The sequence below is a fragment of the Peribacillus sp. R9-11 genome (assembly GCF_031345095.1).
Classification (GTDB): Bacteria; Bacillota; Bacilli; order Bacillales; family DSM-1321; genus Peribacillus; species Peribacillus butanolivorans.
In genome coordinates, this window is sequence record NZ_CP133763.1 from 1,820,693 (window position 1) to 1,833,618 (window position 12,926).

Annotated in this window: 17 protein-coding genes; all 17 read left to right on the forward strand. The window is 38.5% G+C overall.

The annotated features are described in order from the left end of the window. Positions 1-2: 2 nt before the first annotated feature. The 17 genes from fliI to flhB all read left to right on the forward strand — a co-directional run bounded on the left by fliI (position 3) and on the right by flhB (position 12,892). Positions 3-1,322: a flagellar protein export ATPase FliI gene (gene fliI, locus RE409_RS08790; RefSeq protein ID WP_309558825.1), complete on the forward strand. Its 1,320-nt coding sequence runs from the start codon at positions 3-5 to the stop codon at positions 1,320-1,322. Positions 1,323-1,324: 2 nt separating this feature from the next. Continuing rightward, on the forward strand, positions 1,325-1,768 hold the full coding sequence (fliJ, locus tag RE409_RS08795) for a flagellar export protein FliJ (protein ID WP_201181441.1): 444 nt from the start codon (positions 1,325-1,327) through the stop codon (positions 1,766-1,768). Positions 1,769-1,776: 8 nt separating this feature from the next. Continuing rightward, positions 1,777-2,394, forward strand: coding sequence for a MotE family protein (locus RE409_RS08800; protein ID WP_201254414.1), 618 nt, complete (start codon positions 1,777-1,779; stop codon positions 2,392-2,394). 29 nt (positions 2,395-2,423) lie between these two features. Further along, positions 2,424-3,746: a flagellar hook-length control protein FliK gene (locus tag RE409_RS08805; RefSeq protein WP_201181436.1), complete on the forward strand. Its 1,323-nt coding sequence runs from the start codon at positions 2,424-2,426 to the stop codon at positions 3,744-3,746. A gap of 8 nt (positions 3,747-3,754) precedes the next feature. Further along, positions 3,755-4,387, forward strand: a complete 633-nt coding sequence (gene flgD, locus RE409_RS08810) for a flagellar hook assembly protein FlgD (protein ID WP_309558827.1) — start codon at positions 3,755-3,757, stop codon at positions 4,385-4,387. Between the two features lie 11 nt (positions 4,388-4,398). Then, positions 4,399-4,785 carry a TIGR02530 family flagellar biosynthesis protein gene (locus RE409_RS08815; RefSeq protein ID WP_242485300.1) on the forward strand — a complete coding sequence of 129 codons (387 nt, stop codon included), beginning with the start codon at positions 4,399-4,401 and terminating at the stop codon, positions 4,783-4,785. 74 nt (positions 4,786-4,859) lie between these two features. Next, positions 4,860-6,080: a flagellar basal-body rod protein FlgF gene (gene flgF, locus RE409_RS08820; RefSeq protein ID WP_201254416.1), complete on the forward strand. Its 1,221-nt coding sequence runs from the start codon at positions 4,860-4,862 to the stop codon at positions 6,078-6,080. Positions 6,081-6,130: 50 nt separating this feature from the next. After that, on the forward strand, positions 6,131-6,346 hold the full coding sequence (locus RE409_RS08825; protein WP_309559250.1) for a flagellar FlbD family protein: 216 nt from the start codon (positions 6,131-6,133) through the stop codon (positions 6,344-6,346). After that, complete coding sequence (gene fliL, locus RE409_RS08830) at positions 6,343-6,771, forward strand: flagellar basal body-associated protein FliL (RefSeq protein ID WP_201181430.1); 429 nt, start codon at positions 6,343-6,345, stop codon at positions 6,769-6,771. The genes RE409_RS08825 and fliL overlap by 4 nt, the downstream gene beginning before the upstream one ends. A gap of 52 nt (positions 6,772-6,823) precedes the next feature. Continuing rightward, complete coding sequence (gene fliM, locus RE409_RS08835) at positions 6,824-7,822, forward strand: flagellar motor switch protein FliM (RefSeq protein WP_053345333.1); 999 nt, start codon at positions 6,824-6,826, stop codon at positions 7,820-7,822. Continuing rightward, entirely contained in the window at positions 7,812-9,029 is a 1,218-nt protein-coding gene (gene fliY, locus RE409_RS08840; RefSeq protein ID WP_201181428.1) for a flagellar motor switch phosphatase FliY, read from the forward strand. Before fliM ends, fliY begins: the two co-directional genes overlap by 11 nt. A gap of 17 nt (positions 9,030-9,046) precedes the next feature. Then, positions 9,047-9,409, forward strand: coding sequence for a response regulator (locus RE409_RS08845; protein ID WP_053345335.1), 363 nt, complete (start codon positions 9,047-9,049; stop codon positions 9,407-9,409). A gap of 23 nt (positions 9,410-9,432) precedes the next feature. Continuing rightward, the gene (locus RE409_RS08850) at positions 9,433-10,086 is read left to right on the forward strand and encodes a flagellar biosynthetic protein FliO (protein ID WP_201181426.1); all 654 of its coding nucleotides are present in this window, start codon (positions 9,433-9,435) and stop codon (positions 10,084-10,086) included. Then, positions 10,079-10,744, forward strand: coding sequence for a flagellar type III secretion system pore protein FliP (gene fliP, locus RE409_RS08855; protein WP_053348014.1), 666 nt, complete (start codon positions 10,079-10,081; stop codon positions 10,742-10,744). Before RE409_RS08850 ends, fliP begins: the two co-directional genes overlap by 8 nt. A gap of 14 nt (positions 10,745-10,758) precedes the next feature. Beyond that, the gene (gene fliQ / locus RE409_RS08860; protein ID WP_056526792.1) at positions 10,759-11,028 is read left to right on the forward strand and encodes a flagellar biosynthesis protein FliQ; all 270 of its coding nucleotides are present in this window, start codon (positions 10,759-10,761) and stop codon (positions 11,026-11,028) included. A gap of 3 nt (positions 11,029-11,031) precedes the next feature. Then, on the forward strand, positions 11,032-11,808 hold the full coding sequence (gene fliR / locus RE409_RS08865; protein ID WP_057213627.1) for a flagellar biosynthetic protein FliR: 777 nt from the start codon (positions 11,032-11,034) through the stop codon (positions 11,806-11,808). Position 11,809: 1 nt separating this feature from the next. After that, positions 11,810-12,892: a flagellar biosynthesis protein FlhB gene (flhB, locus tag RE409_RS08870; protein ID WP_201221401.1), complete on the forward strand. Its 1,083-nt coding sequence runs from the start codon at positions 11,810-11,812 to the stop codon at positions 12,890-12,892. The last annotated feature ends 34 nt before the right edge of the window (positions 12,893-12,926 follow it).

Below are 12,926 nucleotides of genomic sequence, written 5' to 3' on the forward strand. Positions count from 1 at the left end.
AGATGAAAGCGAAGGATCTCTTACCCTTAGTTGATGAAGTCGATCCATTTAAACACTATGGACGAGTCAAAGGTGTCGTAGGGTTAATGATAGAATCCCAAGGCCCTGAAAGCTCTGTAGGCGACGTTTGTTATATCTATACAGGTATACAAAAAAAGAAAAAGAAAATATTAGCGGAAGTTGTCGGTTTTCGTGATGAAATGGTCATTTTAATGCCGTTTACAGCGGTAAGTGATATTGGACCAGGATGTATTGTTGAAGGAAGCGGACGAAGCCTTGAGATAAAGGTAGGCAGTGGATTAATAGGTAAGGTTGTCGATCCTTTAGGACATCCAATCGACGATTCGCTGCTTCCAAAAGGACTTGCTACGGTTCCGGTGGATCAAGATCCACCCAGCCCTATGGAAAGGCCTCCGATTGATGAACCGATTGATGTAGGTGTACGTGTGATTGATAGTTTATTAACAGTAGGGAAAGGCCAACGTGTTGGCATCTTTGCTGGGAGCGGTGTTGGAAAAAGTACTTTGCTTGGCATGGTAGCACGGAATACCACGGCTGACTTAAACGTGATTGGCCTTGTTGGTGAACGTGGTCGGGAAGTCCGTGAATTCATTGAGAAAGATCTTGGTCCGGAAGGATTAGCAAGATCAATTGTTGTTGTAGCGACATCTGATCAGCCAGCGTTGATGAGAATTAAAGGTGCTTTGACGGCTACTGCCATTGCAGAATATTTTCGTGACAAAGGATTGAACGTGATGTTAATGATGGACTCCGTCACAAGGGTTGCGATGGCCCAAAGGGAAATCGGACTTGCTGTCGGAGAGCCACCCACCACAAAAGGCTATACGCCATCCGTTTTCGCTATCCTTCCAAGACTACTAGAAAGAACAGGCACAAATCAGTTAGGATCCATTACAGCTTTTTATACGGTTCTTGTCGACGGTGATGATATGAATGAACCAATCGCCGATGCAGTCAGGGGAATATTGGACGGTCATTTCATCTTAGACAGAAACTTAGCCAATAAAGGACAGTTTCCGGCTCTCAATGTTCTAAAGAGTATAAGTCGTGTCATGAATAATATTGTTGAGGAAAGGCATAAAAAGTCAGCAGAAAACTTACGGGCAAGTTTATCAACCTATATTGAGTCTGAAGATTTGATTAATATAGGTGCCTATAAAAAGGGTTCTTCAAAGGAAATTGATAACTCCATTAATCGATATCCGGAAATCATTTCATTTTTAAAGCAAGGCACTCATGAAAAAGCACCCAAAGATAAGAGTATTATCAACCTCGTAAAATTGATGGAGAAAGGTGATTAGCAATGATTTATCAATATAAATTTGAGAAGATCCTAACCATCAAGGAAAAAGAAAAAAGGGACGCACTTTCTAAATATAATGCTGCTCTAAAAACTTTTGAAAAAGTAGCCGAAAAATTGTATAAGCTCTTAAAGAAAAAAGAAGACCTTCTGGAATTCCAGCAGGAAAAGCTCCGAAATGGATTATCCGTTCAGGAAATTCGCCATCATCAGTTATTTATGGACAATATGGAAAAGCTCTTAAGCCATTGTCAACAGGAAGTCATTGAAGCCCGTTACAAAATGAATGTCCTGCAGGAAGTATTATTGGAAAGAAATATTGAAGTCAAAAAGTACGAGAAAATGAAAGAAAATGAGTTTCTTAAATTCCTGGATGTCATAAAGGAAGCTGAGAATAAACAAATGGATGAAATATCTATCCGGCAATTCTTTAGCAAAGGGCGTTAGGTGATAGAATGCGTAAAAAAGTTGAATCTACTGGATTAGATGAATTAAAAGAAAATAAAATAAGCAAATTTCAATGGTTTCTTGTAATCTTCATCCCTCTAATCTTTGCGGTAACTGTAGCCATGGTAGTATTCTCAGTTGCGGGGGTTAATGTAGTGGAAAAGGCTAAGGAGATGTCCGCTAAAATCCCCTTCGCCGAACTTATTCAAAAGGATGAGGTAAAAGAAAACTCAGCCAAAGACACTGAGAAAGTTTCAAGAAAACTGGCGAAGTTAGAAACCGAAATAGAAAACAAAGAAAAAGAGATAGAGAAGCTGGAAGGAATAATTGATAAACGAGACAAGGCCGTTGAAAAGGCTGAAGCAGAAAAACAGCAGCTTCAGTCTGAAGTGAAACAGCTTAGAGAAAGTCAGGATGGGAGTAAAAAGGCTTTCAAAGATATAATACGCACTTATGAAACCATGGCACCAAAGAAGTCAGCTCCTATCATTACAGAAATGAGTGATGAAGATGCTGTTAAGATCTTGGCAAGTATGAAAGCTGATACTTTAGCGAAGGTATTAGAGCAAATGACAACAGCAGATGCTGCCAGGTTAACGAAGAGACTATCGGAGCAAAGTTCTTAAGGGGAAGCTTTAAAGGAGGTGAATAATATATGAATTTGGCCATTAATTCTTTATTCCCCTTGGCAGCAGTAAGTCAAACTGTTCAATTAAAGCAAAACCAGGGGATGAAATTGGGGTTTGGTTCAGTCCTTCAATCCGCCGTAGGGGTAGATTCAGGCAGTCCATTAGATACTGAATCCTTTCGTCTTTCCAATGAGGGGTTGTCAACTCTAAAGGATTTACTAGATATTTTGAAACTTAACAGTCTAAGTGACCTTGAGGAAGAAAGTGTTGCTGAAGATCCTTTAGTAAACAATCAAGGGGATGTTAGAACCCTCCTATTCCAGTTACTAAAAAGGCTTAGCGGTAATAATGAAGAGACTCTTACAGAATTCTTTACGACTATAGAGGAAATCAATTTAGATCAAGAACCGGAAGACTTGAGGTTGGATTCACAAAGCCTGTTATCAGCCAATGTCATGGAACTATATACAATCCTAAAACAGGTTGCTTCGTTGAGTGAAGAAGAGTGGAAACAGCTCCCGTTAGAGGGGACAGCGAATCTATTAAAGTTGGTAAAACTTCACGATCTTTTATCAGAGAATAAAGATATGACACAAGATGAAGCAACCATCCATAAGCAAATGAAAAATCTGCTTGAAGAGATATCAGGAAAACTGGAAAAATGGCTGCCTAATCAGCATCAGAAAACAAATACTAACCTTGATTTTTCTCTTCTTTTGGAAAAAGGGCAAAATAAAACATTGGAAACTGTGAAAAGCGCATTCTCACAATTAACTGGAAGCGACAAGGAAAGTAAAGATGGAACAAATAGTACCGGTCTGACTTTAAAAACAGCGGATAGTAGTAACTATCAAGGTTCGGGTATGTCATTTCTAATGACAAAGCTTGAACAATTCGTCTTGACGGCTGCTAAGGGTGGACAAACTGTCAGTCAGGAAGAGTTTGTTAAACAGTTTGAAAGTATCTTGAGTAAAGCAAATTTCACAGGGGCTAACGGTGTAAATAAACTGTTAATAAAATTGAATCCCGAACACCTAGGGTCACTTAGAATTGAGTTGATTCAAAAGGATGGCATGATGACAGCAAAAATTTTGGCCACATCGGCGCAAGCAAAAAATATGCTGGAGAAACAGATTCACGGGTTAAAGCAAGCCTTTAACGGCCAAAATATCCAAATTGAAAAAATTGAAGTATCACAGGCTTACAATGCTTTCAACTCTGAGAAATTCAGCCAGAAAGATGCGGATGAACAAAATAGACAACAAGAGAATAAGAGGGAAAGCAATGACGAGACGGAAAGTGAATTTACAGGCTCCTTTGCAGAAGCTCTGCTAAATCTAGAAGTGTAGGTGAAGAAATGACGACCATTGATACGTCACTATTATTATCAAGCTATCAATCAGATAGAAAAACAGGCGGTTCACTCGGAAAAGATGATTTCCTGAAATTATTGCTTACCCAGCTGCAAAACCAAGATCCTTCCAGTCCGATGGACAATACAGAATTTATAGCCCAAATGGCCACTTTTTCTTCTTTGGAACAAATGATGAATATAGGATCCCAAATAGATGAACTAATTGGGTTAAACCAACAAAATAGTCTAATGAACTATAACTCATTCGTTGGTAAGGAAGTAACTTGGAATATATTGGATGAAAGCGGTGAGAACCTTGCGATAGAAGAAGGTGTAGGTATCGTGGAATCGATTCAATATAAAGGTGACAATATTTATTTCATTTTAGAAGATGGCACAAAACTTCAACCAGCAAATATTTCGGCAATGAAACAATCAAGCACGACATCTAACAGTTTGACTAATGCAAGTGAATTAATAGGCAAACGTGTCACATGGAATGATGAAGAAAATGGAGACCTTTCTGCCGTTGTTACATCAGTATCCATGAATAAAGGCAAGGTGCAGATAGAAGTGGATGATCAAAGCGGCACAAAACTATCATTAGATCAATTGATCAAAATCGCTAGTGCTTAAGGAGCGGAATAATGGATAAACTCGGTTTTCAAGCAAATTCCGCTCAGATGATTCCACAAACAAAAACTACTCCCTTAAGACAAAGGCAAATGATCCAACAAGGATTTCAACAGCATTTTCAAGAAGCCATATCTACTAATGAAAAGCTGACAATTAGTAAACATGCACAAATGCGGATGGATCAAAGGAAAATAGTAATAGAGCAACAAACTTGGGACAAAATAGCCGATAAAGCAAATGAGGCCAAAAAGATGGGTGTGACAGAATCTCTTATTATTATCGATAACGCGGCACTCGTAATCAGCACTAAAAATAACAAAGTCATTACTGTTGTGGATCGAGAGGAAGCCTCGTCTCAAATTTTTACGAATATCAATGGTACCATACTATTAGATTAATAGGCCGGACCTAGTATAGGAAGCCTAGGCTGTGGAATGACAGAAGCAGTCACGATATGAAAGGGGAGCTTATAATGCTTCGTTCAATGTACTCAGGAATAAGCGGATTGAAGAACTTACAAACAAAATTAGATGTTATTGGGAATAATGTGGCTAATGTCAACACCTATGGTTTCAAAAAAAGTCGTGTAACATTCAGTGATACGATGAACCAAACAATATCTGGTGCTAGTGCCGCGACAGCAAATAAAGGTGGTACCAATTCTAAGCAGATTGGATTGGGGTCAACTATCGCAACAATTGACACCATTCATACTCAATCAAGCTTGCAAACTACTGGACGCGATCTTGATTTGGGTATATCTGGAGATGGTTATTTCGTCGTCAAAGAAGGAGATGTATTATCTTATACACGTGCTGGTAACTTCTATTTAGATGATAATGGCACGCTTGTAAATTCTAATGGAATGAAAGTGCAGGCCTACAAGGTTGATGCAAACGGAAAACCATCAAAAACAATCGGAGATGTATCTGTAAACGTTAATGCGGTTTTACCTGCTGTAACAACTACAAAAGTATCCGTAAGTGAAAACTTGGCAGCGGACGCAATTGAGGGTTCCGTATTCAGCCAGCAAATAAAAGTTGTTGATGAAAAAGGTAAAGAACAAACAACAACTATTTATTTCAAGAAAAATGGTGAGAATAATTGGGGAGTTTATGATCAGGATCCAACTTCGGACTCTGAACTAGAGTCTTTAACTACTCTTAGTTTTACGGATGGTAAATGCGATGTGACAAGCGATGTTAACCTATCAATTGATATTAGTAAAGGTGATGACAGTGATGATAGTAAAAAAATAAAATTAGATTTCGATTTCTCTACTCTCACCCAAGATAAAGGAACAACTACAGCTATGGTCAACCCGAATGGTAATAAAGAAGGGAAACTGGAGAGCTTTAATTTTGGGCCATCAGGTGAAATTAGCGGTATCTACTCAAATGGGAAAATTGTGACTTTGGGTCAACTGGCTATTGCCAAGTTTACAAATGCATCCGGATTGACTAAAACAGGAGGGAATATATTCCAAGAATCAATAAACTCTGGTACAGCAAACATCAATGTCGCAGGTGAAGGACGCGGAACAATTGCATCAGGTTCTTTGGAAATGTCCAACGTCGATTTATCAGAAGAGTTTACGGAAATGATCGTCGCGCAACGTGGATTCCAATCGAATTCAAGAATTATCACGACGTCGGATGAAATTTTACAAGAGCTGGTTAACTTAAAACGATAAGTTAAGGGAGGGAGGAGCCAGGTGCTTATTTGCTCTGGCTCCTAAATATTATTATTAAAGTCACAAGGCTGAATGGCAAAAGCTTTCATATCAATGCATTGTACATAGATATGGTCGAATCGCTGCCGGATTCGACTATTACGTTTACAAATGGGAAGAAAATCGTGGTGCTCGAGAAGGAAGAAGAAATAATTCAAGCCATTATACAATTTTATCGTACCGTGAATGTTCTGGGATTGCGTGATGATGAGGAGGAAAGGTTATGAAAAAAAAACTATTGACGATTATGTTGATTATGCTGGTGGCAATTACTCTTGTTGGCGTAATAGCGGTCGTGGTTGTTACAAAGTTATCTGACCCCACATCTGCAGAGGGTAAACCCTCCATAGATGAAATTATCAAATCATCTGTTGAAATTCCTGAAATTACAACGAATCTCTCGGGTAATGATTATATCAAAATCTCATTTATGGTCCAAACAGAAAATAAAAAAGCAAAAGAAGAGTTGGAAAAAAGAAGTTTTCAGGTGAAAAACATTATTATTGCCGAACTGTCCGAAATGAAGGCGACAGAGTTAACTGGTAAAAAGGGCAAGGAAAAACTTCAGGATACGTTAAAGACTAGAATTAATGAATTAATGGAAGAAGGAAAAGTTGAAAAGGTTTATATAACCTCCTCGATTCTTCAATAAGAACATCCTTGCTTCATTAAATAAGAAGGGGAAGCTTTGGAGGTGAGTGCTAATGTCCGGGGAAATATTATCGCAAAATGAAATCGATGCTTTGTTATCGGCCATTTCTACAGGTGAAATGGATGCAGATGATTTAAAGAAAGAAGAAGTAGAAAAAAGAGTGAAGGTGTACGACTTTAAAAGAGCACTTCGGTTTTCAAAGGATCAAATCCGCAGTTTGACTAGGATACACGAGAACTTTGCAAGATTGCTTACAACTTATTTCTCTGCTCAGCTGAGGACATATGTTCAAATATCCGTAGCATCTGCAGATCAAATTCCATATGAAGAGTTTATACGTTCAATACCTAAGATGACCATTTTGAATGTGTTTGAGGTACCGCCTCTGGATGGCCGTATCATTCTTGAGGTCAATCCGAATATCGCTTATTCCATGATGGATAGAGTTTTGGGAGGACGGGGTATCAGCGTTAATAAAGTCGACAGTTTAACTGAAATAGAAACAAAGATCATGTCAAATCTATTTGAAAAGGCTTTTGAAAATTTACAAGAAGCTTGGGGGACGATTGTTGATATCGAACCGGTAATGACAGAGTTTGAGGTGAATCCGCAATTTTTACAATTGGTTTCACCAAATGACACAGTTGTAGTCATATCTCTAAATACGCAAATCGGTGAAACGAGCGGAATGATTAACATTTGTATTCCTCACGTCGTTTTAGAACCAATCATACCGAAGTTGTCTGCTCACTACTGGATGGAAAATTCTCAAAAAGAAAGAATTCCTGAGGAAATCAAGGTTTTGGAAAATCGTATTAGGAATGCAGATCTCTCAATTATTTCCGAATTAGGAACTACGGATATCGCTATCCAGGATTTCCTTCTGCTTGATGTAGGTGATGTCATCGATTTAAATCATGCTATCGATAAGCCTTTAACAATTAAAGTAGGGGGAATTCCGAAATATAGTGGACAACCAGGCAAAGTAGGTAAAAAACACGCCATCCAGATTCTTAATATTTTGAAAGGGGGAGACGAAAATGATAAGTGATGAAATGCTTTCACAAGACGAGATAGATGCCCTTTTAAAAGGTACAAGTGATATAGAAGATGAGGTGAACTTTCTTTCGATAGAAGATTATTTATCAATGATGGAACTGGACGCGCTCGGTGAAATTGGGAATATCTCTTTCGGGAGTTCGGCCACTGCTTTATCCACTTTGTTGAATCAGAAAGTGGATATCACTACCCCGGCGGTTACATTAATTGAAAGGGGTAAGATTGCGGAAGAATTCCCGCATCCCTATGTAGCCATCCAAGTGCAATATACAGAAGGTTTTACAGGCATTAATATGCTTGTCATCAAACAAAGTGATGCGGCGATCATTGCCGATTTGATGCTTGGCGGTGATGGTTTGAATCCTTCAGAGATGCTAGGAGAAATTCAACTAAGTGCGGTCCAGGAAGCAATGAACCAAATGATGGGTTCGGCTGCTACATCAATGTCGACCATTTTCAGTAAAAAGGTAGATATTTCACCACCAAGCATCGATTTACTGAACTTTTTAAATGGTGAAGGTGAAAGTGCAATACCGGATGAGGATTTATTTGCAAAAATTTCTTTCCGTTTAAGAGTGGGGACATTAATTGATTCCAACATTATGCAACTGTTGCCTTTAGAATTTGCAAAAGGGTTAGTCAGTGAACTATTAAATGGAACAAGTGAAAGTGAAGCCGATGAAAATAAAATGGAACAGATACAAACCAACCCAACACAGAGCAATTCTCTTCAAGAGCCGGTATCATTCCAAAATCCTGTATCGAATCAGCCGACAAATGAGAATTATGGACATAGTGGTTACCAAACAAAACCGACATACAAAATACCGAATGAACCGCAACATTTTGGAGTTTCATCCGTTCCAACAGGACAACCGGTAAATGTTCAGCCAGCCAGTTTTTCCAGTTTTCAGCCGTATCAGCTTCAAGAGTCCGAAACGAAAAATCTTAGCATGCTGATGGATATCCCATTGCAGGTAACCGTAGAGCTTGGGAGAACAAAGCGCTCTGTCAAAGAAATTCTAGAGCTGTCATCTGGTTCTATAATTGAATTGGATAAATTAGCTGGTGAACCGGTGGATATCCTGGTAAACAGCCGCTTAATTGCAAAAGGCGAGGTTGTTGTGATTGATGAAAACTTTGGAGTTCGTGTTACGGATATTATGAGTCAGAGCGATCGACTAAAAAAACTTAGATAAATTTGGAGGACAAAAAAATGGCAAATAAAATTTTAATTGTTGACGATGCAGCATTTATGAGAATGATGATAAAAGATATCCTTTCTAAAAATGGTTTTGAAATTGTTGGAGAAGCAGCAGATGGTGCTCAGGCAGTAGAGAAATATAGAGAAACGCATCCGGATCTTGTAACGATGGATATTACTATGCCTGAAATGGATGGAATCACAGCATTAAAAGAAATTAAAAAGGTAAATCCGCAAGCGAAGGTCATAATGTGTTCTGCAATGGGGCAACAAGCAATGGTTATTGATGCAATCCAGGCAGGGGCAAAAGACTTTATCGTGAAACCATTTCAGGCAGACAGGGTATTGGAAGCCATAAATAAAGCATTAAGTTAATGAAGTAAGAGGGTGTCTTCATATTGTTTTTTATTAAAAAATGGCTTCAGGTCTCACTTGTGATAGCAGTTTTCTTCTCAGGGGCCATTCAGGCGAGTGCGGAAGATCTTGATAAAACAGTTAAGGATGTTTATGAACAGCCAGATGATTTGAAAACGGATAAATCAAAAGACTCCCAAACTACCAAACAAGCTTCAAATCCCGAACAAGTGGGGATAACTATTTGGGAGTTTCTAAGGATGATCTTTGCGACCATTTTTGTGGTGGGGCTTTTATATATCATATTAAAGTTCATAAATAAAAAAAGTAAATCGTATCAAAAAGCAAATTCAGTAGAGAATTTAGGCGGCACAAGCCTTGGAGCAAATCGATCGGTTCAGCTTGTTAAAGTGGGCGGTAGAATATTAGTAGTCGGAGTTGGCGAAAACATACAGCTCTTGAAAGAAATAGATAATCCCGAGGAATATGAGCAGTTAATGAAAGATTACAACGAAAAAATGGATCAAATGATTCAGCCAGGAGAATTTGCCACGAAATTGAAAAATAAGTGGCTGAAAAAAAGAGAAATCGAAACTAATAGTTTTTCCTCAGAGTTCAAAAATCAGCTCGATCAAATGTCTGATAGTAGGAAGAAGCTGTTAAATGAGCTTGAAAGGAAAGGAAGAGACAATGAATGAGTTCATGGAGTTTTTTAATAACAGCGATCCCACTAATGTCTCTACTTCCGTCAAACTTGTTCTCCTGATGACTGTTTTATCGCTTGCTCCAAGCATTTTGATTTTAATGACATGCTTTACAAGAATCATTATTGTCCTCAGTTTTGTGAGAACGTCGCTTGCTACACAACAGATGCCGCCGAATCAAGTCCTGGTTGGTCTAGCTCTTTTTATGACATTTTTTGTAATGGCACCGACTTTTCAGGAAGTGAACGAAAAAGCATTAACTCCTCTATTTAATGAAGAAATAGATTTAGAAGAGGCGTATGAGCAGACTGCGATTCCTTTTAAGGAATTTATGAGTGCCCATACAAGGCAGAAGGACTTGGCCTTATTTCTAGAATATGCCAAGGTCGATAAGCCGGAAACGATACAGGATATTCCCTTGACCGCATTTGTACCAGCTTTTGCAATTAGTGAAATCAAAACAGCCTTCCAAATAGGTTTTATGATTTTCATTCCATTTCTGGTTATTGATATGGTCGTTGCAAGTGTCCTGATGTCGATGGGGATGATGATGTTACCACCAGTCATGATTTCCTTGCCGTTTAAAATCCTCCTCTTCATTCTTGTTGATGGTTGGTATTTAGTAGTGAAGTCTTTATTACAGAGTTTTTAAGCAGGTGAGAAAAAATGAGCGCAGAGTTTGTTATTGATGTAGCAGAAAAAGGAATTTATATGGTATTGATCATAGCTGGCCCCTTGATGTTGATAGCTCTTGTTGTAGGACTATTAGTAAGTATCTTTCAGGCGACCACACAGATTCAGGAACAGACCTTGGCCTTCGTTCCAAAAATTGTGGCTGTCTTATTGGCACTTATTTTACTCGCTCCATGGATGCTAAGTCATCTATTATCATACGCAAATGAAATATTCGGTAACTTGAATCGATTTGTAGGGTAGAGAATGGAGGATATATTTCCGTACTTTCCTGCATTTTTATTAATAGTGGTCAGGGTTACAACCTTTTTCGTGGCAATGCCGATTTTTTCGTATCGATCTATACCGATACAGCATCGAATCGGACTTGGGATTTTCCTTGCTTGGATTATGTACTATACCATTGAAGCGCCGGTTCTAGCTTTGGATGTCACATTTTATTTATTAATCATAAAGGAAGCATTTGTAGGGCTTTTCATCGGGTTTGCTGCCTATATGATTTTATCAGCGGTTCAAGTTGCAGGTGGGTTAATTGACTTTCAAATGGGTTTTTCAATTGCCAATGTCATCGATCCGCAAACAGGGGCTCAAAGTCCATTAATGGGACAATATCTATATACGATTGCCTTATTATTTCTTTTAAGTACAAACGGTCATCATTTGCTTTTGGATGGAATTTTTTATAGCTATCAGTTCATCCCGATTGATCAATTATTTGTGCCCTTTGGGGACCAGGCATTAATAGAGTACTTGGCCAAAGCATTTAGTAAGACATTCATGATTGCGTTTCAAATGTCAATTCCAGTAGTGGGCAGCATTTTTTTAGTGGATGTCACGCTTGGAATTCTGGCAAGGACAGTTCCCCAATTAAATGTATTTGTTGTCGGAATTCCAGTGAAAATTATAGCAGGTTTAGCGGTTATAGTGATAGTCATGGGAATGATGATGACGGTTGTTACCCAACTTTTTAATTTCTTACTTGTGACGATGCGTCAGTTAATGCAGCTGATCGGAGGAGTATAACATGGGGTGGATTCAGCTGGATTTACAGTTTTTCGCTGGTGAAAAGACGGAAAAGGCGACTCCAAAAAAACGTCAGGATTCGAAGAAAAAAGGACAGGTAGCTAAAAGTCAGGATGTAAATACCTCTGTGAATTTAATTGCTGTGTTTTCGGTGCTATTGATGATGGGACCTTATATGTACAATCATCTTCTCGGTCTCATGAAAGAATATCTGCAACACTTTACGATTGCAGGATTCAGTGAGGAAAATATACAAATTACTATGATAGAGGTTTTGAAGGAGATGGGACTTATCCTCGGTCCTGTTTTTGCAGCAGCGGTGATTGCAGGAGTTTTGGCTAATGTGATGCAAATTGGGTTTATGTTTTCTACTGAGTCAATTCAGTTTAAACTTGAAAAATTGGATCCTATTAAAGGGTTCAAACGTATTTTTTCCTTGAGGGCCATTGTTGAATTATTGAAATCCATTCTTAAAATATCATTTGTAGGTTTAGTTGCCTTTTATGTACTTTGGCAGCGTATGGACGAGATTATGATTTTATCCCAGATTTCTGTGGAAGAAGCAATGGCAACATTGGCAGATATTACGATAAAGGTAGGGTATTATGCTGCCGTGGCTTTATTGTTCATTGCTCTATTAGACTATTTGTATCAAAAATATGACTTTGAAAAAAACATCCGGATGTCCAAACAGGATATTAAGGATGAATATAAAAATTCCGAAGGTGACCCGTTAATTAAATCAAAGATTAAGCAAAAGCAAAGGCAGATGGCAGCGCAGAGAATGATGCAGGAAGTGCCAAATGCTGATGTCGTCATCACAAACCCGACGCATTTTGCGATTGCTTTAAAATATGATGAAAATAAGGCGGAGGCTCCGTTTGTAGTGGCAAAAGGCGTTGATTTTGTAGCTCAGAAAATTAAATATATTGCTAAAGAAAACGATGTGATCATGGTAGAAAACCGTCCTTTGGCAAGGTCCTTATATGATCAAGCGCAAATAGGCCAGGCGATTCCTGAGGAATTTTTTAAGGCAGTCGCTGAAATACTCGCCTTTGTTTATAAAACGAAAGGTAAGCTGTAAGGAAGTAAAATGTGACCCGCTAGTTAGGAGAGAA

Excerpts from the sequence above, each read along its gene's own strand:
- flhB (WP_201221401.1), top strand. The coding sequence starts at position 11,810 with ATGGGGTGGATTCAGCTGGATTTACAGTTTTTCGCTGGTGAAAAGACG.
- fliI (WP_309558825.1), top strand. The coding sequence starts at position 3 with ATGAAAGCGAAGGATCTCTTACCCTTAGTTGATGAAGTCGATCCATTT.
- RE409_RS08800 (WP_201254414.1), top strand. The coding sequence starts at position 1,777 with ATGCGTAAAAAAGTTGAATCTACTGGATTAGATGAATTAAAAGAAAAT.
- fliP (WP_053348014.1), top strand. The coding sequence starts at position 10,079 with ATGAATGAGTTCATGGAGTTTTTTAATAACAGCGATCCCACTAATGTC.
- fliJ (WP_201181441.1), top strand. The coding sequence starts at position 1,325 with ATGATTTATCAATATAAATTTGAGAAGATCCTAACCATCAAGGAAAAA.
- fliR (WP_057213627.1), top strand. The coding sequence starts at position 11,032 with ATGGAGGATATATTTCCGTACTTTCCTGCATTTTTATTAATAGTGGTC.
- flgD (WP_309558827.1), top strand. The coding sequence starts at position 3,755 with ATGACGACCATTGATACGTCACTATTATTATCAAGCTATCAATCAGAT.
- fliL (WP_201181430.1), top strand. The coding sequence starts at position 6,343 with ATGAAAAAAAAACTATTGACGATTATGTTGATTATGCTGGTGGCAATT.
- fliM (WP_053345333.1), top strand. The coding sequence starts at position 6,824 with ATGTCCGGGGAAATATTATCGCAAAATGAAATCGATGCTTTGTTATCG.
- fliQ (WP_056526792.1), top strand. The coding sequence starts at position 10,759 with ATGAGCGCAGAGTTTGTTATTGATGTAGCAGAAAAAGGAATTTATATG.
- RE409_RS08805 (WP_201181436.1), top strand. The coding sequence starts at position 2,424 with ATGAATTTGGCCATTAATTCTTTATTCCCCTTGGCAGCAGTAAGTCAA.
- RE409_RS08815 (WP_242485300.1), top strand. The coding sequence starts at position 4,399 with ATGGATAAACTCGGTTTTCAAGCAAATTCCGCTCAGATGATTCCACAA.
- flgF (WP_201254416.1), top strand. The coding sequence starts at position 4,860 with ATGCTTCGTTCAATGTACTCAGGAATAAGCGGATTGAAGAACTTACAA.
- fliY (WP_201181428.1), top strand. The coding sequence starts at position 7,812 with ATGATAAGTGATGAAATGCTTTCACAAGACGAGATAGATGCCCTTTTA.
- RE409_RS08845 (WP_053345335.1), top strand. The coding sequence starts at position 9,047 with ATGGCAAATAAAATTTTAATTGTTGACGATGCAGCATTTATGAGAATG.